Source organism: Enterococcus sp. JM9B (assembly GCF_009933265.1).
Lineage (GTDB): Bacteria > Bacillota > Bacilli > Lactobacillales > Enterococcaceae > Enterococcus_C > Enterococcus_C songbeiensis.
On record NZ_MAEK01000003.1, the window covers coordinates 153,349 to 176,085 of the forward strand.

The 22,737-nt window shown below is 38.7% G+C and carries 25 protein-coding genes; 3 read left to right on the plus strand and 22 right to left on the minus strand.

From position 1 onward, the window contains the following. Window positions 1-175: 175 nt before the first annotated feature. The 5 genes from BAU16_RS01065 to BAU16_RS01085 form a co-directional block, all read right to left on the minus strand. Complete coding sequence (locus BAU16_RS01065) at window positions 176-397, minus strand: YozE family protein (protein ID WP_137605252.1); 222 nt, start codon at window positions 395-397, stop codon at window positions 176-178. Then, the gene (msrA, locus tag BAU16_RS01070; RefSeq protein ID WP_161526216.1) at window positions 390-911 is read right to left on the minus strand and encodes a peptide-methionine (S)-S-oxide reductase MsrA; all 522 of its coding nucleotides are present in this window, start codon (window positions 909-911) and stop codon (window positions 390-392) included. The genes BAU16_RS01065 and msrA overlap by 8 nt, the downstream gene beginning before the upstream one ends. 72 nt (window positions 912-983) lie before the next feature. Further along, complete coding sequence (locus BAU16_RS01075; RefSeq protein WP_137605251.1) at window positions 984-1,625, minus strand: YpmS family protein; 642 nt, start codon at window positions 1,623-1,625, stop codon at window positions 984-986. Continuing rightward, window positions 1,625-2,518, minus strand: a complete 894-nt coding sequence (locus BAU16_RS01080; protein ID WP_137605250.1) for an SGNH/GDSL hydrolase family protein — start codon at window positions 2,516-2,518, stop codon at window positions 1,625-1,627. Before BAU16_RS01080 ends, BAU16_RS01075 begins: the two co-directional genes overlap by 1 nt. 181 nt (window positions 2,519-2,699) lie before the next feature. Further along, window positions 2,700-3,542 (minus strand): DegV family protein, encoded by an 843-nt coding sequence (locus tag BAU16_RS01085; protein WP_161526217.1) that lies wholly within the window; start codon window positions 3,540-3,542, stop codon window positions 2,700-2,702. Window positions 3,543-3,670: 128 nt separating this feature from the next. Between BAU16_RS01085 and trhA the strand changes: the two genes are divergently transcribed. After that, window positions 3,671-4,324, plus strand: a complete 654-nt coding sequence (gene trhA / locus BAU16_RS01090) for a PAQR family membrane homeostasis protein TrhA (protein WP_137605248.1) — start codon at window positions 3,671-3,673, stop codon at window positions 4,322-4,324. A gap of 49 nt (window positions 4,325-4,373) precedes the next feature. On the opposite strand, the gene BAU16_RS01095 is transcribed toward trhA, so the two are convergent. From BAU16_RS01095 to BAU16_RS01160, 14 genes are all read right to left on the minus strand, one after another. Further along, window positions 4,374-4,853: a dihydrofolate reductase gene (locus BAU16_RS01095; protein ID WP_161526218.1), complete on the minus strand. Its 480-nt coding sequence runs from the start codon at window positions 4,851-4,853 to the stop codon at window positions 4,374-4,376. Window positions 4,854-4,911: 58 nt separating this feature from the next. Beyond that, complete coding sequence (locus BAU16_RS01100) at window positions 4,912-5,856, minus strand: thymidylate synthase (RefSeq protein ID WP_161526219.1); 945 nt, start codon at window positions 5,854-5,856, stop codon at window positions 4,912-4,914. 12 nt (window positions 5,857-5,868) lie between these two features. Beyond that, on the minus strand, window positions 5,869-7,743 hold the full coding sequence (locus BAU16_RS01105; protein WP_161526220.1) for an ABC-F family ATP-binding cassette domain-containing protein: 1,875 nt from the start codon (window positions 7,741-7,743) through the stop codon (window positions 5,869-5,871). Between the two features lie 120 nt (window positions 7,744-7,863). Continuing rightward, window positions 7,864-9,927, minus strand: coding sequence for a cation:proton antiporter (locus BAU16_RS01110; RefSeq protein WP_161526221.1), 2,064 nt, complete (start codon window positions 9,925-9,927; stop codon window positions 7,864-7,866). Then, the gene (locus BAU16_RS01115) at window positions 9,928-10,212 is read right to left on the minus strand and encodes a hypothetical protein (protein ID WP_048605015.1); all 285 of its coding nucleotides are present in this window, start codon (window positions 10,210-10,212) and stop codon (window positions 9,928-9,930) included. A 146-nt stretch (window positions 10,213-10,358) separates the two neighbouring features. Next, complete coding sequence (locus BAU16_RS01120) at window positions 10,359-12,500, minus strand: peptidoglycan D,D-transpeptidase FtsI family protein (RefSeq protein ID WP_161526222.1); 2,142 nt, start codon at window positions 12,498-12,500, stop codon at window positions 10,359-10,361. Window positions 12,501-12,807: 307 nt separating this feature from the next. Further along, window positions 12,808-13,926 (minus strand): LCP family glycopolymer transferase, encoded by a 1,119-nt coding sequence (locus BAU16_RS01125; RefSeq protein ID WP_048605012.1) that lies wholly within the window; start codon window positions 13,924-13,926, stop codon window positions 12,808-12,810. 224 nt (window positions 13,927-14,150) lie between these two features. Then, a complete protein-coding gene (locus BAU16_RS01130) occupies window positions 14,151-14,960 on the minus strand; it encodes an ABC transporter permease (protein ID WP_048605011.1) in 810 nt (269 codons plus the stop codon). 45 nt (window positions 14,961-15,005) lie between these two features. Then, the gene (locus BAU16_RS01135; protein WP_161526223.1) at window positions 15,006-16,064 is read right to left on the minus strand and encodes an ABC transporter ATP-binding protein; all 1,059 of its coding nucleotides are present in this window, start codon (window positions 16,062-16,064) and stop codon (window positions 15,006-15,008) included. A gap of 116 nt (window positions 16,065-16,180) precedes the next feature. After that, window positions 16,181-16,579, minus strand: a complete 399-nt coding sequence (tagD, locus tag BAU16_RS01140) for a glycerol-3-phosphate cytidylyltransferase (protein ID WP_048605009.1) — start codon at window positions 16,577-16,579, stop codon at window positions 16,181-16,183. Between the two features lie 154 nt (window positions 16,580-16,733). Continuing rightward, the gene (locus BAU16_RS01145; protein WP_048605008.1) at window positions 16,734-16,934 is read right to left on the minus strand and encodes a cold-shock protein; all 201 of its coding nucleotides are present in this window, start codon (window positions 16,932-16,934) and stop codon (window positions 16,734-16,736) included. Between the two features lie 83 nt (window positions 16,935-17,017). Further along, entirely contained in the window at window positions 17,018-17,488 is a 471-nt protein-coding gene (locus BAU16_RS01150; RefSeq protein ID WP_161526224.1) for a GNAT family N-acetyltransferase, read from the minus strand. A gap of 69 nt (window positions 17,489-17,557) precedes the next feature. After that, the gene (locus BAU16_RS01155) at window positions 17,558-18,166 is read right to left on the minus strand and encodes a superoxide dismutase (protein WP_137605242.1); all 609 of its coding nucleotides are present in this window, start codon (window positions 18,164-18,166) and stop codon (window positions 17,558-17,560) included. Between the two features lie 75 nt (window positions 18,167-18,241). After that, a complete protein-coding gene (locus tag BAU16_RS01160) occupies window positions 18,242-18,697 on the minus strand; it encodes a GtrA family protein (protein WP_137605241.1) in 456 nt (151 codons plus the stop codon). A gap of 153 nt (window positions 18,698-18,850) precedes the next feature. On the opposite strand from BAU16_RS01160, the gene BAU16_RS01165 reads away from it, so the two are divergent. Then, entirely contained in the window at window positions 18,851-19,651 is an 801-nt protein-coding gene (locus tag BAU16_RS01165) for a DUF1189 domain-containing protein (protein WP_161526225.1), read from the plus strand. 78 nt (window positions 19,652-19,729) lie between these two features. After that, entirely contained in the window at window positions 19,730-20,674 is a 945-nt protein-coding gene (locus BAU16_RS01170) for a phosphoglycerate dehydrogenase (RefSeq protein ID WP_161526226.1), read from the plus strand. A 15-nt stretch (window positions 20,675-20,689) separates the two neighbouring features. On the opposite strand, the gene BAU16_RS01175 is transcribed toward BAU16_RS01170, so the two are convergent. From BAU16_RS01175 to BAU16_RS01185, 3 genes are all read right to left on the minus strand, one after another. Next, entirely contained in the window at window positions 20,690-21,649 is a 960-nt protein-coding gene (locus BAU16_RS01175; RefSeq protein WP_048605003.1) for a glycosyltransferase family 2 protein, read from the minus strand. A gap of 75 nt (window positions 21,650-21,724) precedes the next feature. Continuing rightward, window positions 21,725-22,039: a HesB/YadR/YfhF family protein gene (locus BAU16_RS01180; RefSeq protein WP_048605002.1), complete on the minus strand. Its 315-nt coding sequence runs from the start codon at window positions 22,037-22,039 to the stop codon at window positions 21,725-21,727. A gap of 15 nt (window positions 22,040-22,054) precedes the next feature. Further along, window positions 22,055-22,720: a potassium channel family protein gene (locus tag BAU16_RS01185; RefSeq protein ID WP_048605001.1), complete on the minus strand. Its 666-nt coding sequence runs from the start codon at window positions 22,718-22,720 to the stop codon at window positions 22,055-22,057. Between the last annotated feature and the right edge of the window lie 17 nt (window positions 22,721-22,737).

Sequence of the window (22,737 nt, forward strand, 5' to 3'; positions counted from 1 at the left end):
TCCTCCAGCTTTCTATCTTTCTCGCTAGTTTTGACCGTTTTCTTTTTTTAGCGTCTGTTTCATTTTAGCATAGTTTCTCTGGTTTGCTATGAAAAAAATTGATTATTCAAACTTTCTCAAAGACTTTTCTGACAAAAAAAACTGATAAAATCAGCGGTGGACTTTATCAGTTTTTTTATTTATTTTCTTCAAGATATCTTTCCCATAGACGATCAAAAATATCCATCGTTGGCAGATAATCCACACTCATCTCCAAATAAGTAGATAATTCGTGGTAATCCGTCGACTGTTTTGGAAATTGGATATCGTGGCTCGCATGGGTGGCAAAAACCTGTGCTTCATCACGGTGATTCGGTCCCTTGACGGCCATTAAATAGTGGTAAAAACTTTTATACATCCAAGTTCCCCCAATTTTTTTCTACAAAAGCAGCACGCCGAGCATGATTTCGGGCAAAATTTTCTGGATTCTTCTTATAATATTCTTGATGATAATCCTCCGCCGGATAAAAAACTTGTGCCGGTTCAATCGCAGTCACGATTGGTCGATCAAAGCGACCACTGGCTTGCAACTCTTCCTTACTTTGCTGAGCGATTGCCTTTTGCTCCTTTGTCGTATAAAAAATCACGGGACGATAATTGTCACCACGATCCTCAAATTGCCCAAAAGCATCGGTTGGATCTGTCTGCTGCCAGTAAATATCCACTAACGATTGATAACTAAAAATTTCTGGGTCAAAAATGATTTCAACCGCTTCTGTATGTCCCGTCGTATGACTGCATACTTGTTCATAGGTTGGGTGAGGAACATGTCCGCCAGTATATCCTGAAACGACCGAGAAAATCCCTGGCGTTTCATCAAAAGGTTGAACCATGCACCAAAAACACCCGCCGGCAAAAATTGCTCTTTCCACAATAAAACACTCCTTTTTAAGTATCAGAATTCACTCTATAACATCGTTCTACGAAAAATAAAAACAATTTATTTATTTTTTAGTTGCTGGTAAATACAAACTAATCTGGATTTCATCGTCCACAAGATTGATTTTGTTCGCCCGCATGAATAATCCGTTTTGCATTCGAAACTGATCCAAACGAATCATGATATTTTCATCATCGGGATTGACTTCAATCCATTTTGGAAATTTATAACTGCGTTTGACCATGCTCATAACCTCTTTGAGCGGCAAACCTAACGTACCGATGGACAGACTTTTAGCTCGTAATTGAACATTGCCGTTATCCATGACATATGGATCAAAATATAAATAAAATTGAACCGGGAACCCCAACACCTTGAACTCTCCCGTCAGCATTGCTTCATTTTCTAAAGTGAATTCATATTTTACATCCGAATCCTTTTGAAATTCTTCCAAATAAAAATCAATCAACTCATTGACTTGCTTTTTATTGCTGTTGATCGTCAATACAGGCGTTCCCTGACGCTCAACAATAGCTGGTGTTTTTTTATAGTTCGGTTCGCGATTGGCAAAAATACGGGAACCAAAGAAAAAACCGGTACCTAATACAACCGCCACTAAAAGCAAAAAGGCAGAGCGCCAAGGATTTTTCACCCGAAACTTCCACATTTTCTTTTGCGGCTGTTTTCTTTTCGGTGTCTTTTCCATTAGTTTTGCTCCTTTATCCATTCATCTTGTGTTTTAATCAATTCATCTCGTACCGTATTAGCCATCAATTGATAGCCAATGTTATTGGGATGAAATTTATCGCCATCATAAAGAACATTGTTATCCACAATCGACAGCTTATTACCTTCAGAAGAACTGTTGTCCGTTTCTTCCAATTCACTGGTAATACCAACTTTATCATCTAATCCTTGATACAGCAAATCATTGATTGGAATAAAATACGCAGATGTTTCCTCCGTAAGAGCTTTTTCAGTTGCTGCGTTCCAGTTGTCAACAATCGTCTGCATGTCTGTGATTTCAGGGAAATTAAGATAAAAAGGATTGTAGATGCCAAGCACATAAATGGGTGCCTGCTGATTCAAGGTACGAATTTCATCCAACAATTCCGTCACCCGTGCTTGGTATTTTTTGATTGGTTTATTAAACGTTTTAATCGTCAAACCAAAAAAATTATCTTGGATAACCTTCATCAAATCATTTCCACCAACAGTTAAGGTAATAAAGTCTGCTGATTTCAGATTCTCCTGAATGGATGTATCCTTCTTCATTCGTTTCAAAATTTGATCACTGCGTTCTCCAGCGACTCCATAATTTTCGACTTCAACACTAGTTAAATTGTATCGGCTTTGAATATCATCGGCTACGATGGGAACAAAACCACCTCGATTAGTTTGATCTCCAATACCTTCTGTCAAAGAATCACCGATTGCTACATAGTGTACTTTTGGTTTCTTATCCGAGTCCTTGTCAGAAGCCACAACCGGTTCTAGCCGTGCTTGTTCCTTTGGGATTGCCTGATTTAACACAAAAAAGATTAGCAATGCTCCGATGACTACCAATAATAGATGAATAATACCTTTCATTATTTTCAAAAAAATCCCGCTCCAATTAACGCATTCGTTTCTTTTTTTCTTATATGTATAAAGCATTTTAGCAAAAAAAAGCTAAAAAAGGTAGTTTTCTTCCAGAAAGTTTACTGAAATTAGGAATTTCTAAATGTTATGTACAAGAAAATGCAACTCAAAGGATTGTCCTTCAAGTTGCATCATTTAATTATTCCGTGTAATACATAATGGCGAACGCACCTTCGCCTGTATGGGTAGCGATGATTGGTGTGGTTTGCAGTAATGGGATGTGCATATCTGGGAACAGCACCTGTAATTCTGATTTGAATTTTTCTGTCAATTCAAGCCCCGCAGCGTGGGAAATCCCGATTTGCTTTACATTGGGTAGTTCTTTCAATTCTTCTTTTAGCTGATCGAACCATTTCGTGAATGTCTTTGCTCCACGTCCCTTGACTACCGGAACCAATTCCGAATGATCAAAGTCCATCACGACCCGCATGTTTAACAAATTGGATAGAATTCCGGTCGCACGACTGATTCGTCCCCCTTTTACCAAATTGTTCAATGTAGAAACACCAATATATAATTTGGTGTTTTCCCGCACCCGTTCTACTTCGTCTAAAACCTCAGTAATTTCTTTACCGGCTTGTGCCAACTCAGCTGCTCGAATAACTTGAAAAGATAATCCCTGATCGGTCGTGTCGCTATCAATAACGGTTACACTGCTTTTTGAAAGATTGCTGGCTTGTCTTGCTGCTTCGACAGTTCCACTTAACCCTTTTGTCATATGAATAGACAACACCTTGCTGCCGTCTTTGCCTAATTCATCGTAAAGATCGACAAATTGTCCAATTGGTGGTTGACTTGTTTTAGGCAATTCCTTTGCGTTTTTCATCATTTCCATAAATTTCTCGCCACTCAAATTGTCGTCATCTGGATAAACAACTCCATCAATCATGACGGATAACGGCATCACATGAATATTCAAACGATCCCGAACACTTTTTTCCATTGTGCAAGAAGAATCTGTTACTATCTTAAGTTTTATCATTGTTTGTCCACTCTCTCTTTAAAACTGGATACACTTCATGGTAGAATACGGTTAAACCTTATCTATTTCAAGTATAACAGAGAGAAATCAAATTTTCATCTTATTTAGAAAAGAAGGAGGACGCTTTCATGGAAAATTCAAAATTTAGTCGCAAATACCTCATTTTAAATGAAGTATTGAATGCGGTCACCCACGGAATCGGCTTTGGCTTGAGCGTAGCTGGTCTCGTTGTTTTATTGGTGAGGGGTGTACGAATGGGGTCGGCGATCCATGTGGTGTCTTATGCCTTATATGGTTCAATGATGATTTTACTTTTTTTATGTTCTACACTTTTTCATAGTTTGATTTTTACTAAAGCAAAAAAAGTTTTTCAAGTGTTCGATCATGATTCAATTTTTCTTTTGATTGCCGGCAGCTACACGCCTTATTGTCTGCTAAGCATTAGAGGATGGCTGGGTTGGACTTTATTTGTCTTGATTTGGACTATGGCGATCAGCGGTGTCGTTTATAAGTCCATTACCTTACATCGAAAAGAAACCGTTTCTAAAATTTCAACGATTATCTACATCATTATGGGCTGGTTATGTATCCTTGCTGCCAAACAATTACTAGCATCACTGGGAATTATGGGAACAGCTTTATTGGTGGGCGGAGGCGTTTCTTATACAGTGGGTGCCTTCTTTTACAGCATGAAACACATCCGCTTCATGCATGTCATCTGGCATCTGTTCGTGATGTTGGGTGCCGGGTTAATTTATTTTTCCATATTATTTTTTACCTGATTTCACAAAAAGACGACACTTTTCAAAAAATGAAAAGCATCGTCTTTTTTTATTTGCGTTTGTAAATTTCAAATTGGTGTGGGTAGCGATTTTTTTCGTCAAGGATTCCCTCGATTACTTCGACTTTTTCCCATTTGCTCCAACCTAACTTAGGAAAATAGGTATCTCCTTCAAATTCGGCATCAATTACTGTCCGAAAAAGTGTATCGCAGGCGGGTAGTAGCGCCTCAAAAACCACAGCACCGCCAATCACAAATAGCTGTTCCTCTTTTAGCGCCAGTACTTCATCCGCAGAATGTAAAACACGTACACCAGCAGCTTGATATGTTGGATTACTGGTTAAAACGATCGTCTTTCGGTTTGGTAATGGACGACTTCCCATTCCTTCAAACGTTTTTCGTCCCATCACGATAGTATGACCGGTTGTTTTTTCTTTAAAGAAGCGAAGATCATTAGGCAAACGCCAAGGCAAGGTTCCTTTATGACCAATTAAACCATTTTTATCTTCTGCCCAAATTGCTGCTAACATTTTTTCTCCCCCTTCTTTTATTCATTTATTTTTTCTGTTGCAAAAATCAATATGCCTGCTATACCGCAATCGGTGCTTTGATGGCAGGATGAGGATCATAGCCTTCTAAAGTGATATCTGCTGAATCAAAATCAAAGACAGATTTTTTATCTGCCAAAATCAGCTTAGGAAATGGACGAACTTCTCGACGCAGCTGCTCTTTCATCTGTTCAAAATGATTGTTGTACAGATGCGCATCACCTAACGTATGGATGAATTCTCCCACTGCTAAACCTGTTTCATGAGCAATTAAATGTGTCAATAATGCATAGCTGGCAATATTGAAGGGAACACCCAGAAAAACGTCTCCACTGCGTTGGTACAGTTGACAGCTTAGTTTCCCTTCATTTACATAGAACTGAAACATTGTGTGACAAGGCGGCAATGCCATGGAAGGCACATCTTCGGGATTCCAAGCAGAAACGATTAGCCGACGTGAATTAGGGTTTGTTTTAATGGTTTCAATCACTTCTTTAATCTGATCGATAAAACCGCCATCTTTGGTTTCCCAATGGCGCCATTGACAGCCGTAAATATGCCCCAGATCCCCGTGAACTTTCGCAAATGCCTCATCCTCAAGAATACGTCCACAAAATTTAGTTAATTCTGCTTGATAGAGTTGATTGAAGGCATCATCTACTAAAGAACGTCTGCCAAAATCTGTCATATCCGGTCCATTATACGCATCACTTTGCACATAGCGCTCAAACGCCCATTCGTCCCAAATATGATTGTTCTGTTGAAGCAAATAACGAATATTAGTATCTCCATGTAAAAACCATAGCAATTCACTTTTGATTAAGCCAAAAGGCACCCGTTTGGTTGTTAGAAGGGGAAAGCCTTCCGCTAAATCAAACCGCATCTGATACCCAAAAAGACTTTTGGTTCCGGTTCCTGTGCGATCGCCTTTTTGATGACCTTCTTCTAAAATTTTCCGTCCTAAATCCAGATATGCTTGTTCCATCGTTTCCTCCTTTTATGCGTCTGCAAAATCACTCAAATATTCCCACCGAGCCATTTTTTCTTCCAGTTCCGTCTCCGTATCACTAAGGGCTTGTTGCAACTCTTGCAGTTTCGTAAAATTATCCCCTTGATGGTTCATTTCTTCTGTTAATTCTTCACACTTTTCTTCAAGTTTGGTAATTTCCTCTTCAATGGTTTCCCATTCCTTTTGTTCCAAATAACTCATTTTTTTCTTTTTAGGTGCTATTGTTTTTTCCTGGGATATTTTTGGTTCCTCTACGCTTGGCGAAGTTGTTTGAAGATAATCCATAATGGAACCATAATACCCTTCAATCTGACCTTGACCTTTAAAAATTAATAGCTTTTCTGCAACCTTATCCAGAAAATATCGATCATGGGAAACCGTGATTACAGCTCCCGGAAATTTGTCAAGATAATCTTCTAAAACTGTCAAAGTAGAGATATCCAAATCGTTGGTGGGTTCATCCATCAATAAAACATTCGGTTGTCCAATCAATAATTTCAGTAGATACAAACGTCGTTTTTCGCCACCGGACAATTTACCGATAAGGGTTCCGTGCATCTGTCTGGGAAATAAAAAACGTTCCAGTATTTCCGCAACACTAATTTGCGTGCCATCTGTTTGTCGCACTTGTTCTGCTGCTTCTTGCAGATAGGCGATCATCCGCTGATTTTCATCCATCGCTTCATTTTGCTGCGTATAATACGCCAGTCGCACCGTTTCACCCGTTGAAAGTGTCCCGCTATCCAATTCCAGCCGTCCCGCCAATAAATTCAGTAGCGTTGATTTACCGGTCCCATTTTCACCAGTGATTCCCAAGCGTTCCTTGGACTGAATCAGCAAATCAAAATCCTTTAAAATAAGCTGATTCTCAATCGAATAATTTCCGGACTTTATTTCTAGAACTTTTTTGCCTAATCGTTTTGTTGCAACATCGATTGCTACCTCATCGGTAGTTTGAACTTGATACAAATTTTCTTTCAATTCTTCAAATCGACCGATCCGGGCTTGCTGTTTTGTGGAGCGGGCTTTTGCTCCCTTGCGCATCCAGGCTAATTCCTGTTTGTACAATTGTTTGCGCTTATCCTCTTGATCAGAGGCAATTCGTTCTCGCTCTGCTTTTTCCAAAAGATAGGCTTCATAATTGCCTTTGTATTCATACAGCTTTCCAAAAGACAGCTCAAACATGCGATTGGCTACCCGATCGAGAAAATACCGATCATGGGTCACCATCATCAATGCTCCTTGATACTGATTCAAATAGTTTTCCAACCATAAAATTGCTTCGTAGTCCAAATGGTTTGTTGGTTCATCCAACAATAGCAGATCCGGTTCATCAATTAAAACCTGAGCCAAACCCACCCGTTTTTTCTGTCCGCCGGAAAGGTCACCGATTTTCTTATGCAGCTCCTTCAACCCCAGCTTCTGCAAAATAATCTTTGCGTTCGTATCCGTCATCCACGCGTCATTCTCATTCATCTGTTCCTCTGCTCGTGTAAATCCGGCTTGGGTTTGAGGATCGTTTTCATTTTCTGTCAATGCCAACAAGGCTTGTTCGTAGCGGCGAACCGTTTGGATTACCGGGCTTTCCCCTTGAAAAACGGTTTCCAAAATTGTTTCCTCATCGGAAAAATCAGTTGATTGCGACAAGAAGCCAATTCGGTACCCATTAGGATACGACACAGCAGTAACATCGCCATCTCCACTATCTTTCCCTGCCAAAATTTTTAGTAGGCTAGATTTGCCTGTGCCATTGATACCAATAAGACCGATTCGATCTTTTTCATGTATCAAAAAAGAGATTTGGTCAAAAAGCGTTTTTTCTCCATAAGTTTTCGTCAAATGCGCCACTTTTAACTCTTTCAAAAAATCCCTCCTCGATAGTTCCTGCTTATTGTAACATATTCATTCTTTCCAAAAAATAGCTTCATCGTTTCTGCAAGAAATTTTGGCAAAAAGAAAAACACCAAAATTTGATGTTTTTCACTATTTTTCAATTCGAATTTGCCACAAAAAATTAGTCAAACTTGTAAAATCCGTCTGATTGATTGCATAGGATTCCAATAAATTGACCTGTTTCCGATAATCATTGGCAGAAAACGTCGTGATTTTTTCTGCTTCTTCAAATTCATCGATCACTTTTCGCTCCAAATAATATCCCCGCAAAATTTCTTTTGTAAACGCAGGATCACCTTCCAGCATCATCTTAAAAAAGAAATCTGAGCGTTGCAACCGCTCAATAATCGACTGCCGACGATGCAAAAATCCTTCAATTAGTTGCTCATCATAAATATCCCGCAAATGTTCCAAACTACGCTGGATTTCTTGCGTATTTTCCTCAAAGACCCGTTGTAATTCGCTGATATCCCGTTTTTTCAACTCTTTTTTCCCAGAATGACGTCGTTGCAAAAAAAGCCGAGGATGGGTAATCACTCGTATAATTCGCCAAACGACAAGGAACCAAAAACCTAAGAAAGAAAAAAACTGCCGAGTCGCTGATTTTTGAAAATTAGTAATGAACCGGGAATAAATACGATAACTGTCACGGCTGATTTTTCCTTTTCGAAAATTTTCATCCAGCCCAGTTCGTTCAATCGATAAAATCAATCCTTGAATTTCTTGGACTTCTTGCTGCTCGCTTTCTGTCAGAGCTTCCTCATAGGTTTCCCAAATCCGCCCTTCATACGCATCAATAACTGATTGCAAAGCAACGTTTTCCGATTCTGAAAGAGTTTCGATTTCTCGGTCTTTTCTCAGCTGTTTCGTAACCTCTTTTAAAATCAATACTTGGTTTCGATCAAGAGGCAGCTCTGCTTCCCCGTCTGAAAGCAGCGGTAACACCATCAGGGCAACCACTAATGTTACCAAAATCACACCCGCAGTTAAAAACAGCAACAGCGCTCGATTTTCAAAGGTTTCCTCATGGATAACGACAGGTAAAATAAAGATTGTCGCTAGGCTGACAGTTCCCTTTACTCCGCCGAAGGTCAATAGGAGAATTTCAGAAAAACTCTCCTTCATCTTATGCCATCCTTCTTTTATCAAATAGATGGCGGTAATAAATACCCAACGAATCAAAAATAAACTTAAAGCAATCAGCAGGATGATGCCTAACAAATACCAATTGGAATAATCTGTATTCTCCCAAATTGGTGAAAAAACTTGTGACACTTCGATTCCCAAGAAAATAAAAACTAGTCCATTCAAGGTAAATCCAATCATACTCCACGTTGCTTCTGAAACGTTTGCCAACTCTGCAGTAAACAGTGTAACTGGATTTCTGCGACCATGCGCCTGTGCAACACCTGCGACAACCGCTGCAATAATTCCTGATACGTGGAAACTTTCAGCAACCAAATATGCTGAAAATGGCAATAATAATTCAATCAATAGATAAGCTGTAACATCTTGTGCAGAAGCTTGCTCGATTAACTGAATGATTTTGCGTTTTACCCACACTACAAGAAAACCCATCAAACCACCACCAACACTTGCCATAAAAAGTTGAAAACCAGCACTTGACCACGAAAAAGTGCCAGAAACCAAAGCCGCTACAGCAAACTGAAAAGCGGTAACTCCAGATGCATCATTCAGTAGTCCTTCCCCTTCTAAAATCCGTACTGCTTTTTCGGAAATTTTTAATCGTTTCGTCAAAGAACCCACAGCCACAGCATCGGTCGGTCCTAACGCTGCACCAAAAGCAAAACAGGCCGCCAATGGAATGAAAGGAAGCAGCTGATGCAACAATAATCCAACCCCTAGCAAAGTCAACAGCACGCCACCAAACGCCAACGCCAAGACCACACCAAAATTTTTAAGAATCATGGGAATATCAGCATGTTCTCCTTCACGAAAAAGCAGGGGTGCAATAATCATTACTAAGAAAATCTCCGGCTCAAAATTAATTGATTGACCATATGAGGTCAGCCCTAGTAGAATTCCCAGAAAAATTTGTAAAAAGAAAATTGGAATCGCAGGAACGATTTTATTGAAAATATTGGAGAAGGTGATTGCTCCTGCAATTAAAATCACTAACTCGATAAATGCCATCTATTCCCCTCTTCTCCGGGCTTTATCAAATACTTTCAGAAATATTTCTTTTTTCTCCAGCATTCGTTTTTCCAACAGTGCCAATTCTTTTTCATTTCCAGACAACCGCAGTTGTGCCCGCTTAGCTTCCAGTCGTAACAAATCATGTTTCAAGCGTTCGATTTTACGAAACGTCAGAATATTTTTCCGTCTCATTTCTTCGAGAAGTCGCCGTCGTTCTTCTACTGTATAGTGTCCATATTCTTGATGAAGCAGGCGCATTTTCTCTTCAAAATTTTCAGTCATGATGACTCTCCCTTTATAAACTACTTTACTTTATTTTCGCTTTCTTTATTCTCTATCTTTAAAATACTCGCTTTTAGTGATTATTTCAAAGCCTAACTCTTTTTTAAACAAGAAAGTAGGACATGACTTTCGCCATGTCCACTCATTTATTTCATATACAAATCATAATACGCGTCCATGATTTCTTTTGCAATCTCCACATTTGTGTGATCGCCGGATAATTCCTTGATTTGGGGAATCATGATGCTGATGGATACCTGAGCATTTTCAGAAGGTCCATAAGCAACCAAATTACTGTTGATTAAATTGACTTCTTTGCCATCATCAATTATGAGCGTTTCAGCAGTACCGGTTTTGGCAGATACATCCATTTTTGCTGAAGCCAAACCAGTTGCAGTTGTCCAGCCACTAGTTCCGTGAACTGCATCATAAAAACCGTCTTGGATGATTTTCATTTCTGATTGAGAAATATCTACTGTGTTCAAAACAGTCGGCTCAATTGCTTTTTTCAGCTCGCCAAGATTGCCGTTTTTATCATTGTCATAAATGCCGGAAACCAAATGTGGTTTTATTCGTTTGCCACCATTAGCTACAGTGGAGGCATATTGCGCAAGCTGGATCGTCGTGTAGGTATCATACTGTCCAAATGAAAGGTCTAAAATCAATCCCCCGGTACCATTGGTAGACAAGGATTCTAGGGGTGTAACGATTCCGGAGGCTTCATTTGGCAAATCAACGCCAGTTTCTGTTCCCATTCCATATTGAGCAAAAGCCGTTCGCAATTCATCGAATGCTTTGATCTGTGCTGGTTGATCAATATAAGGCATTGCCACACCAGAACTGTACTCCATTCCTAACAAACGAAAGGCAACTTTCATCATATAGGCATTGGAAGAAATTTCCAACGCTTTTTGTGCAGATAAACTTTGATTGGCACTGCCATCTTTATTATAAATTGACCCTTTGACTGCAGAACCTTGAACTCTGATTGGTTCATCATACAACACTTCGTTTCCTTTTAAAACGCCCGCATCCCAGCCGGCTGTCAAGGTTCCTGCTTTCACTACGGAACCGGGAACAAAGGCATGAGTAATGGTGCCCAGTGCGTATTCTTCAAGTTCAGTAGATTTCGTTTTATGTTGAAAACCTGACATAGCTAAAACACCACCAGTATTCGGATTCATTGCTACCGCATAAATTCCTGGCGAATATTCTGCCCGTCCGCTGTCGATTAAGTTCTCAAAATGCTTCTTCAAAATCGCATCGATTTTTTTCTGGAACTCCGCATTGATAGAAAGCACAAGGTTAGAACCTTTTTCTCCTGCAAAAACTTCCTTTTGATTCGAAATGTTGCCTTCATGATCCAAGGTGATCTCGTATTGTGTTTTTGTTCCCTGCAATACTTCTTCATATTGCTTTTCCAGTTGGCTTGTCCCGACACGATCGTTTCGCGCGTAGCCTTTTGCCAAGTATTCTTCTAAATCTTCTGCTTCGATTCCTTGTTCTTCGGTGGAGACACTGCCCATAATGCTCTTCAAGGAACCTTTTTCTTCATATTTCCGTGTCCAGTCTGTTCCAGTAGAAACCCCAGGCAATTCTGCTGTTCGTTCCGAAACGATTGCCAGTTCCTCATCTGTGACATTTCTATTCTTAATAAAAATCGTATTTAAGGCCTGTGCGCCATTCATTCGTTTAAAAATTGTTGCCGCCTTTTCCTGTTCTTTCGAAAATTGAATTTCTTTGTCTGTTACCTTATCAACGATTTTTGCATACTGTTCACTGGTATCTAAATTCTTTTCTTCGTCAGATAAGCGTTCCGTTGCTTCTTCCAGATTTTTTTTATTTCCTAACCAATAATCCTTTTTGTCCCGTTCTCGCAAATTGCTGTCTACAGGGACATCGATCAGTTCATTCAATTTGTTTGCGATGGTATAAAGGTCATCTGCCGTCATCTTATTTCCCCGGGTAAACGTAATTGCCGGGTTGGCTTGATTACTGACTAACGCTTTTCCGGTAGAATCGTAAATCATCCCTCGCGGCGTGCTGCCCTGAACCTTAATCACTGAGGAAGATTTTAGTTGTTTAGTGATATTTTCGCCATTTACAATTTGTAAATAGCCTAATTGCGCAATCAGCGCGACGAATAATGCAAAAATTACAAAAAATAAAAAATTCAAACGAAAGGGAACGTGGGAACGTTTTGCTCCTTTACTTTCCGGTTCCTTTGCACCTTTTTTCATGCTTTCAATCCAGTTTTTTGATTGTAGATTCTTTTTTAAATTTTTCATTCTCCAAATCCTTCCAGACACAATTGCGTACCATCTCATTTTACCAAAAAAAAGTCAGTTAAGCAGTGACTTTTTGCGAACTATAAAAATATTTAAACACAACAGATAAATTCAACAAAATGTTTCACGAAAAATCTTGAAACTTTTTATTCCTAAAGAATTTTCATTGTCTTTCATTGCTTTCTTATCTTTTTCAAAAACGCTGCCTGTGAAACACCATCAAAAAAAATACCGCTGTGGAAAAAGTTTTGTGCATAAGCTGCGTATATTTGTTGAGCAATAAAAAAAAACTGGTTTCCCAGTTTTTTTAATAGCCGCCTTCTGTATAGCTTTCCTCATAGTTAGCGCCGGTTTCATCATAATCATAATAGTCGGTTCCCTCTGTATAGGTACCTGTGTCTTCTTGATTTTGCACACTTGCATCATAAGAACCATTACTATCATCGTAAAATTGACCTTCTGCATAGCCGCTTGTGTATTGATCACCTGTAGGCAACGTTTCACTCGTTGGCATATCTAGTTGCGTTTTCAAAGCATTTTGAACTTTTAACAATTCATTGATTCCCAGAATTTGATAGTAAACGCCATTAAGCATCTGACCTTCGCCTTGTAATTGTACTTGTTCGATTTTATCAAAAGCAGGAATGTAGTTTTCAGCGATATCCAGCATATCTTCCCATGCTAAATCGGTTTTAGAATTTTTTTCCACCGCTTTGAGAATTTTTTGATAATTGCTGACGCTATCCAAGCTCATAACTTTTTTAACGATTTTGGTAATAACTTCCCGTTGACGTTTTTGGCGACCAATATCCCCTTCTGGATCGTCTTTACGCATCCGAGCATAAGCTAGTCCGGTTTTTCCATTTAACGTGATTTTCCCTGCAGGAACATGAACGCCTTCAAGGGTGAAATCAATTTTATTATCCACTTCAATTCCGCCAACTGCATCAATCAAATCTCGCATTCCCTGCATATTGATGGTTACGTAGTGGTCAATAGGAATATCCAACAGATTTTCCACTGAGTCCATCGACATTTCCACACCGCCGTATGCATAGGCATGATTCAGCTTATCCATCGTATCGTAACCAACGATTTGCGTATAAATATCACGATCCAAGCTGGCAATGGTTGATTTCTTTTGTTCTGGATTCACAGTGACGACCATCATGCTATCTGATCGTCCTTGTTCCGTCCGACCAAGCGCTCCTGTATCGATTCCTAACAAAAGGATGGAGAAAGGTTCACGATCTTCGATACTCACTTCTTTTTCCCGCTTAGACGTTTTGCGATCCACTTTTTCAACAATATTATTAAAAGTCGTGTTCGCATCGTGGTACATTTTGATTCCATAAACAGTTACTCCAGCAACTCCTAATGTAATAATTCCTAGAATCGCTAAAATAATTTTCTGATATAAGCGCATGGTACACCTCGGTCTCTTCAATCTTACAATATCGAATAAATTTTGCCATAGTTTCCGTCTTTGAGCAACGCAACACTTGCTTTATAACACAATCTTAATAATTCTGAAATGAAAATGAAACGCAACGAAAGCCCATTTTTCAAAAAAACAGAAAGATTTAGGTACATTTGCTGAGAAAAAAACTGACGAACATTGAATGTTCTTCAATTCCGTCAGTTCAGATTTTAAATATAATCAACAAAGCGTGCTCGGAATTTCATATGAAGATGGCTTCCTAGGATTAATAAGATAAAGACCATTCCCCAGAAAATCAGCGTAAAATTTGGTTTCTCCCAGAACCATTGGCGGCTCAAGAAACTATCTCGGAAGCCTTCAATGATATAGTAAAAAGGATTCAGCCGTAAAATTTTAACTAAAGCCACTGGCAAATTACGATTATTGATATCCCAAATTGGTCCCGACACATAAAACAATAGACGTAGAATCGACTGTAGCAGAATATGGTAGTCGCGAATCAAAACGGTAATCGTCGCATTTAATAGTCCAAAAGCAAACATAAATACCAGCATGCAGAAAAAGTAATAGAAGTACTGCAACCAATACAAGGTCGGCATGGTATCACTAACAAGGAGCGATCCCACAACGATCACCGTCATTGGAGCGTAAGAAGTAAGATTACTGATAATATTGATTGTTGGCAAAATGCTAACCGGAAACTTCATTTTTGCGACCATACCTACTTGGCGATGAATACTGTTCGATGCCCCCAAAACAGAAGAATTCATATAAAACCAAGCGGTAATCCCAATCAGCATCCAAACAATAAATGGTACGCCGGAAATTTCTCGATTTCGATTGACACCAACGCCAAAAACTAAATAATAGATTCCCACCTGGATTGCAGGATTCAAGATTTGCCAAGCCAAGCCTAAATAGTGACTCTGATAAGTTGCCTTGTCTTCATATCGCGACATCCGAGAAATCATTCCCAGATGTTGAAACTGCTCTTTAATTACTACTGAGATTTCTTTCACTAAACTCTTCCTTTTCTCATATATCCCACGAGATATTTTTTGTAATTAATTAAAAACCCGCTGCAACATTTCCAAAGGATGCTGCAATGACCAAATCAATGATTTGTCGCTAAAGGAGACGAGCGCCATAAAGCAAGTTGCTAATACGGCGACACCTAAAATTGCTTTGGTAGGACCACTCATTCTATCCCCCAATGGGATACGTTTCAAGTTTTTTTCAACTGTCGTTTGCGGCAGTTTTTGCTCTTTCAGCCACTTGTCTTGTTCATAATTTTCTGCCAACTTTGCTAAAGTAAAGGCTTTTTGCCCTTCCTTTTGTTCATCTTGGTATTTTTTTTGGTCTTTTTTCGGTTGTTTCTTAAACCAGTCAATAAATGTACGGTACTCTTTCATCACTTCTTCTGTCGGTCCAAACATCCGCATACTTCCGTAATGCATCCAAATCGTTCGATCACAAAGTTTTTCAACCTGTGGCAAAGAGTGGCTGACGAAAAAGATTGTTTTTCCTTGTTCCTTAAACTCAACGATTTTATCCACACATTTTTGATAGAAGGTTTCATCCCCAACGGACAACGCTTCATCAATAATCAAAATATCAGGATCGTTGTGAACTGCAATCGCAAAACCCAGTCGTGATTTCATCCCACTTGAATAGCTTTTAACCGGCTGATTGATAAAATCTCCCAAATCTGCAAAAGTCACGATCTCATTCATTTTTTTGTCAATTTCTTTGTTGGTCATACCAGACATCAGCGCTTTTAAGCGAATATTTTCTAATCCCGTCAATTGGTACTTTAATCCAGCACCGATAGCAATAATCGAGGTGTCCCCATTTACTTCCATTGTTCCGGAAGTTGGCGGAATAATGCCGCTAATCACATTGGATAAGGTTGATTTTCCAGACCCGTTGATTCCAATGATCCCAACTGATTCCCCAGCCTTTACTTCAAAGCTGACACCCTTCAGCGCCCAAAAACGTGGAACATTGCGATGATAGAATTTGAACAGCGCTTTTACTTTATCAGATTTCTTTTTATATAAGTCATACTCTTTTGTTACCAGCGTACTTCTTACTTTGATGTTTGTATTTTCCAATTCATTCATCCTTCTCATGCATAATTGTGTCATAGGAATTCAATGTACATGATACCATATTTTTTCTTCTCGTAAAGTATTACTCTGACAAATAAACAGCCGAGGAGCTATTCTCGGCTGTTAGTCTATTTCAATTTTAAATCATTTTTGATTTGAGTGGTGGAAACTTCTGGTGTTCGGGGTAAATAAATAACTTCTGCTTCTGTTTGTTCTTGGATGAAGTCAAACTTGCCAGCCCAGTCATCTCCCATAACAAACTTATCAATATGGTAAAGTTTGATATCTTCGACTTTTTGCTTCCAACCTTCTTCTGGAATAACCAAATCGACGTAGCGGATTGCTTCCAACAATTGTTTACGTTTTTCATAAGAAAAATAGCATTTCTTTTGTTTTTCGTCCCAATTGAATTCATCCGTAGACAAAGCAACAACTAAATAATCCCCTTGCTCTTTTGCTCTTCTCAATAAATTAATATGTCCATAATGCAACAAATCAAAGGTTCCATAAGTGATTACACGTTTCATCGTTTTCCCTCTTTTTTTCATGATACTTTACGATAACAAAAAATAATCAAAATAGCAATATTTTGCCAGAAAGCTCTTTGTTCATCAAAAAGGCACCCCAATGAAGGACGATTTCTCGTCCGTATCAGGATGCCTGAAAGCTGCTTGTTGAAGATTAAAGTTTCGTTACTTCCGCTGCTTGTGGACCGCGAGCTCCTTCAACGATTGAAAATTCAACTTCTTGTCCTTCTTCAAGTGATTTGAATCCATCCCCTTGAATTGCTGAAAAATGAACAAAAATATCATCGCCAGCTTCTGTTGTAATGAATCCAAATCCTTTTTCATTGTTGAACCATTTTACTTTTCCTTGTTCCATCTTCTGTGTAGCCTCCAAGAATAAAATTAGTAACGAATACGTTCGTCCCAATTATTATACAAAAAAATGTAAGCGGTAGCAAGCTATTTTTCTAAGACGAAATCGTTCATGATAAATCCCTCGCCAATATCGCCATAAAACTCATCAACAATCGTAAATCCGCGATGCTGATAAACAGCCAATGCCTCTGTATTATTTTGATTGACCTTGAGCTGAAGTTTTAGTCCTAATGAGTCTGCCAACTGATCGTACCAATCAAAAATCTGCGTCATCAGTCCTTTTCCCCGATGTTCATGGTCAATGTAGAATTTGCTGATAAACACGCAATCTGAGCGGATTTCATACGCAGTATACCCAACAATCTGCTCCTCCGTCAAAGAAAAATAATGGACCCCCGCGCTGATTTCTTGGCAAATATTTTCTGGCGATTGATAATGCTTCAGCATATACTGCACTTGCTCTGCTCCGATAATTGGAGTAAAAAATTCTTGCCAAATTTTTTTGACAACAGGAAAAAGCGTTGAAACTTCATCCGTGGTTTGTATTTCATGCATGGTTAAAATAAGCGTTGCCCCCAAATAAAAAAGATGAAAGGAAAAATTCCTTTCACCTATTGTAGCGAATTATTTTGCATTTGCAAAATGTTCGTTTACTTTTTCCCAGTTTACTACATTCCAAAATGCTTCAATATAATCTGGACGAACATTTTTATATTTTAAATAATAGGCATGTTCCCAAACATCTAAGCCTAAAAGTGGGGTTTTTCCTTCCATCAATGGAGAATCTTGGTTTGGTGTGGAAGTAATTTCTACTTTGCCATTTGAAGCAACCAGCCAAGCCCAACCAGAGCCAAAGCGCCCTGTTGCCGCTGTTTTGAATTCATTTTTGAAAGAAGTAAAATCACCAAATGTTTCATTGATTGCATCTTTGATTGCTCCTGTTGGTTCGCCACCAGCATTTGGCGCCATGATTTCCCAAAAGAAGCTGTGGTTTGCATGTCCGCCACCGTTATTACGAACAGCTGTTTTAATATCTTCTGGTATTGCAGACATATCTGAAATCAATTCTTCAACCGATTTTTCACCTAATTCGGGATGTTTTTCGATCGCTGCATTTAAATTTGTTACATACGTATTGTGATGCTTGTCATGATGCAAATGCATGGTTTCTACATCGATATAAGGTTCCAATGCATCGTATCCGTAAGGTAATTCTGGTAATTTGTAAGTCATGAAAAAAACCTCCTGATTGATAGTCTTTACACTGTAAACACTATCAAAGTTAGGAGGTTTCTTCAATTAATATGCCTACTCTTTGTCGATTTCCTCGATGACAATTTTTTTCTTGAAAATAAACAATTTACTAAATACATAATTGGCAATGACAACCAATATCTGAGTGACTAATTTGGCTAGAAAATCGCCAGAATGAAAAACGTCAATCATTAGAAACATCATTCCCATGTCCATGCCATAAGAGATGACACGATAAAAAATAAATTTTGCAAATTCAACAATCAATTCCCAGAAATTTTCTGATTTAGACTGAAAAACCCAAATCTTGTTTGTCACAAAGGCAAATAAAACCGCTGCAATCCAGGAAATACTGTTAGCATATAAATAATTGAAGTGAAATACATCTTTACTAATAAAATAGGCAGCAAAATTTACCACTGTCGCCAAGCCGCCAAAGAACAGGTAAATAAATATTTCCCATAGACCTCTTTTTACTAATTGTTCTTTAAACCAAAAAAAAAGTTTCATTTCAATGCTCCTTTGATATTTCCTTATTATCATACCTAAAATGAGACAAAATGACTAGTCTCTAGCGATTAATTTATTTCTTTCCCTTGTTTTCTACAGATAGCTTCGTTACAATAGCTTGGAAGCCATACAGTCTAAAAAAGGAGCTTGTCGATGACAGTCTTACAATTATTCAAAAGTTCATTTTTTCGCTTTAAAGATTTAGCGGAAGCCCGCAAGATTTCATTTATAAAAATTATCGGTTATTTGGTTCTTCTAAGCGCCTTTCTCGCAATTCCGATTACCTTTCAAGTTTCAAGGATTATTGATGATGTTCAAAAAGATGGACAGGCCATTGCTGAAAAAATTCCGGATTTTACGATTCAAAATGGTACCTTGACTCCTGAAAAAACAGCGGAAGGTTTTATTTATCAAACAAATTCCATTATTTTTACCTTTGATCCCGAAGGTAAACGAAGCGCCAATGATATTTCTACAGATATGATTGGTAATTTTCTCAGCATCGGTCTGCTGAAAAATAATCTGGTTATTGCCTTGCCTTCCTCGGGCTTTACCACTCAATTTCTTGGAGACAATCAGCTGGTTCTTTCCTATAAAGAAGACGCACTACAATCATTAGATGGGAGCCGTATCCGTACATTTCTCCAACAAAATCAAATTCCTTGGTGGATACAACTGGTTACTTTCTTTGTTGCCTTGTACCCTACCTTCTTGGATTTGATTTTGACAGTCTTAATGATTACAGTGGGTGCCACGATTTATTCCAAACTGAGACGTTTACCATTGAAATTTTTTGACAATCTAAAAATTGCGATCTTTTCTGCAACATTACCAGCGATCATTGTTGCGCTTTTCTCCATCTTCATTACCTTTGATTCTAGTACATTTTTGTTGATTGCGAGTTTATTTATTTATATGCAGGCAGTCAAGGCAGTTTCCCCAATTACCAATTAGTATTTAAGCATTCTCAGCAGTCCTTGAGAATGCTTTTTTTCATCCAATTTGATAGACTAGAAAAAAGGAGGCACTTTCATGTCTAAAATTATTTTATCCAAACGTCCATTTAAACCTGAACTGATTGAACAGATATACGAAATTGCTCCAACCTATGAATTTAAAACCCCAGGAGAAGAATTTTCTTGGGATGAAGTTGCTGTCACCATTGGTTGGTCGGAAGCTTGGAAAGAAAAACTCTTTCCAGTAAAAAATCTTAAATGGGTTCAAACGATTTCCGCCGGCGTCGATTATTTGCCCCTCACACTGTTTGAAAAAAATAAAATTCAGGTGACTAATGGCAGTGGTATTCACGCACAAGCGATTACGGATCACATTTTGGCAACGCTTTTTATGAAGCTTCGTGGCATTGATCAAGCGGTCGCTAACCAAAAAAAGAAACGCTGGCATCCTGCTGAAACCCATTACGGTTATCTTTCAGAGCAACAGATCTTAATTTTGGGTACGGGTCATATTGGACAACGACTTGCTGAAACCTTATCTCTACTTGGTGCTAAACCACTTGGCATCAATACGAGTGGGCATCCAGTCACTGGTTTTTACAAAACATTTCCAATGAATGATCTGTTTACTCAAATCCAACAAGCAGACTTCGTCATTAATATTCTTCCTTTAACAGATGAAACCTATCATTTATTCAATGCTTCTTTCTTCAAAATGATGCAATCTACCGCCGCTTTTATCAATGTTGGGCGTGGGGCAAGTGTAGATACTTCCGCAATCACTGCTGCCTTGGGAACAAAGGAAATCGCCTTCGCTGCCTTAGACGTCTTTGAAGAAGAACCACTACCAGACAACAGTCCACTATGGGAACTGCCAAATGTTTTGATCACTCCCCACATCGCAGGAATGACGCCACATTTTCAAAAAGCTTTTATGGGTATCTTTTTGGAAAACCTTAAAAGCTATGTGAAAGATGGTACGTTGTGTCGCAACGAGGTGGCATTGGAAAAAGGGTATTAAAAAAAGCTGCCAGATTTACTTTTCTGGCAGGTCTTTTTGATTCGTTTTAATATCCTCATCCGTTTCCTTCACAATAAAATGCGGTCGTTTCTTGGTCTCTAAAAAGATTTTTCCGATATATTTTCCGATGATACCTAAGCAAAGCAACTGCAAGCCACCAACGAAAAGAAAAATCGACACCATAGAGGGCCAACCGCTCGTTGGATCCCCGTACAACAATGCCCGAATAATAATGAACACTAGTGCAATTCCCGACCCCAAGCATGAAAAAGCTCCGACAAACGAAGCGATATTTAGCGGTGCATCAGAAAAGTTAATAATTCCATCAATCGAATATTTAAATAATTTCCAAAAAGACCAGGAAGTACTCCCAGCCACTCGCTCACGGTTTTCATAGGAGATATACTCGGTATCAAATCCCACCCAACTAAAAATTCCTTTAGAGAAGCGGTTATATTCAGTTAATTCTAAAATCGCATCTACCATTTGACGAGTCATCAGACGAAAATCCCGAGCGCCATCCACCATTTGAGTATCACCAATTTTGTTGACTAACTGATAAAATAGCTTTGAAAAAAAACTGCGAATTTTGGGTTCTCCCCTTCGATTGGAACGACGAGTCCCCACACAGTCCAAATTATTAGCTTCTAAGCGTTGAAACATTTCTATCAGTAGTTCTGGTGGATCTTGCAAGTCAGCGTCCATGACAGTAATATAATCCCCTTTTGAAGCTAACAGACCTGCATATAAAGCAGCTTCTTTTCCAAAATTTCTAGAAAACGACAAATAACGGACATTCTCATGACTGGTTGTCGTAAGGGAACGCAACACCGCTAAGGTCCGGTCGGTAGAGCCGTCATTGACAAAAATGTATTCAGTTGGCATATCTAAATCCAACACAACTTTATTTATATGTTCAAAGAAAAGCGGGATACTTTTTTCTTCATTGTAGCATGGAACAATTACTGATAACATTGCGTTACTCCTTTAAAAACATCCTATAAATAAAAAATGTATTCTTCAATCCTAAAAAATAGGCTAGTGATTAGCCTATTTTTTTTGCTCATCTTCATGATTTTTTTCAAACACATACTTCGGTTCATCCAGTTTTTCATCATAATCCACCACTAGATCATATCCTTTAAAAAACCATTCATCCGTTTCATCGATAAAGAATAAAAGACCATCAATGGTTTCTTCTACTACTGGTTGACTAGGAACATCCACAGCCATTCCGACAGAAAATCCTTCATGAACCTGCGTTTTTCCATAGACCTTTCCGTAAAAGCGTACACCCATTCCATTATCCACTACAAGTTCCTTTTTGAACCATTCAATTGCTTTTTCGGTAACTGCTAATTTCAAACCTATCGCTCCATTCTAATCATTCATTTTATCATCAAGAATATCGACGTCACCCGTCTCACCGATCACTAAAAGATTGTCATTTTCCTTAACGATCTCGTCTGCAGTTGGTGACACAACCACTTTTCCGCCAACCCGACGAATTCCTACAACAGTTAAACCAAACCGTTGTCTAAAGTTTAGCTCTAATAATGTTTTATTGAAAAATTTCGGATTGGATACTCGAATTTCAGCTAATGAATAATCATCAGACAGCTCAACATAATCCAAAATATTTTTTGAAACTAGATTGTGGGCGATTCTGATTCCCATATCCCGCTCTGGATGGACAACTCGATCTGCCCCGATTTTCTCCAACACTCGCGCGTGATACTCGTTTTGTGCCTTAGCAAGAACATCCGGTACACCCATCTCTTTAACCATCAAGGTAACCAAAATACTCGCCTGAATATCTTCGCCAATCGCCACGATTACATGGTCAAAATTGCGAATCCCCAACGACTTTAAAGTCATTTCATCCTGCGCATTCCCAACAACCGCATGAGTAGCAATATTCATATATTCATTCACCCGATCTTCGCTGGTATCAATAGCTAAAACCTCTTGTCCAGCTTCAATCAATGTTCGACAGATACTACCGCCAAATCTTCCTAAACCAATAATTGCATAATTTTGTTTCATTTTCTTCTCCTTGTAAA

What these genes read in the sequence shown, in the direction of transcription:
- BAU16_RS01085 (WP_161526217.1), bottom strand. Translation starts at nt 3,542, where the DNA reads ATGATAAAACTTAAGATAGTAACAGATTCTTCTTGCACAATGGAAAAA.
- BAU16_RS01170 (WP_161526226.1), top strand. Translation starts at nt 19,730, where the DNA reads ATGTCTAAAATTATTTTATCCAAACGTCCATTTAAACCTGAACTGATT.
- BAU16_RS01065 (WP_137605252.1), bottom strand. Translation starts at nt 397, where the DNA reads ATGTATAAAAGTTTTTACCACTATTTAATGGCCGTCAAGGGACCGAAT.
- BAU16_RS01150 (WP_161526224.1), bottom strand. Translation starts at nt 17,488, where the DNA reads ATGCATGAAATACAAACCACGGATGAAGTTTCAACGCTTTTTCCTGTT.
- BAU16_RS01155 (WP_137605242.1), bottom strand. Translation starts at nt 18,166, where the DNA reads ATGACTTACAAATTACCAGAATTACCTTACGGATACGATGCATTGGAA.
- BAU16_RS01185 (WP_048605001.1), bottom strand. Translation starts at nt 22,720, where the DNA reads ATGAAACAAAATTATGCAATTATTGGTTTAGGAAGATTTGGCGGTAGT.
- BAU16_RS01160 (WP_137605241.1), bottom strand. Translation starts at nt 18,697, where the DNA reads ATGAAACTTTTTTTTTGGTTTAAAGAACAATTAGTAAAAAGAGGTCTA.
- BAU16_RS01100 (WP_161526219.1), bottom strand. Translation starts at nt 5,856, where the DNA reads ATGGAACAAGCATATCTGGATTTAGGACGGAAAATTTTAGAAGAAGGT.
- BAU16_RS01095 (WP_161526218.1), bottom strand. Translation starts at nt 4,853, where the DNA reads ATGTTAGCAGCAATTTGGGCAGAAGATAAAAATGGTTTAATTGGTCAT.
- tagD (WP_048605009.1), bottom strand. Translation starts at nt 16,579, where the DNA reads ATGAAACGTGTAATCACTTATGGAACCTTTGATTTGTTGCATTATGGA.
- BAU16_RS01165 (WP_161526225.1), top strand. Translation starts at nt 18,851, where the DNA reads ATGACAGTCTTACAATTATTCAAAAGTTCATTTTTTCGCTTTAAAGAT.
- BAU16_RS01120 (WP_161526222.1), bottom strand. Translation starts at nt 12,500, where the DNA reads ATGAAAAATTTAAAAAAGAATCTACAATCAAAAAACTGGATTGAAAGC.
- BAU16_RS01075 (WP_137605251.1), bottom strand. Translation starts at nt 1,625, where the DNA reads ATGGAAAAGACACCGAAAAGAAAACAGCCGCAAAAGAAAATGTGGAAG.
- BAU16_RS01145 (WP_048605008.1), bottom strand. Translation starts at nt 16,934, where the DNA reads ATGGAACAAGGAAAAGTAAAATGGTTCAACAATGAAAAAGGATTTGGA.
- BAU16_RS01175 (WP_048605003.1), bottom strand. Translation starts at nt 21,649, where the DNA reads ATGTTATCAGTAATTGTTCCATGCTACAATGAAGAAAAAAGTATCCCG.
- BAU16_RS01135 (WP_161526223.1), bottom strand. Translation starts at nt 16,064, where the DNA reads ATGAATGAATTGGAAAATACAAACATCAAAGTAAGAAGTACGCTGGTA.
- trhA (WP_137605248.1), top strand. Translation starts at nt 3,671, where the DNA reads ATGGAAAATTCAAAATTTAGTCGCAAATACCTCATTTTAAATGAAGTA.
- BAU16_RS01125 (WP_048605012.1), bottom strand. Translation starts at nt 13,926, where the DNA reads ATGCGCTTATATCAGAAAATTATTTTAGCGATTCTAGGAATTATTACA.
- BAU16_RS01115 (WP_048605015.1), bottom strand. Translation starts at nt 10,212, where the DNA reads ATGACTGAAAATTTTGAAGAGAAAATGCGCCTGCTTCATCAAGAATAT.
- BAU16_RS01110 (WP_161526221.1), bottom strand. Translation starts at nt 9,927, where the DNA reads ATGGCATTTATCGAGTTAGTGATTTTAATTGCAGGAGCAATCACCTTC.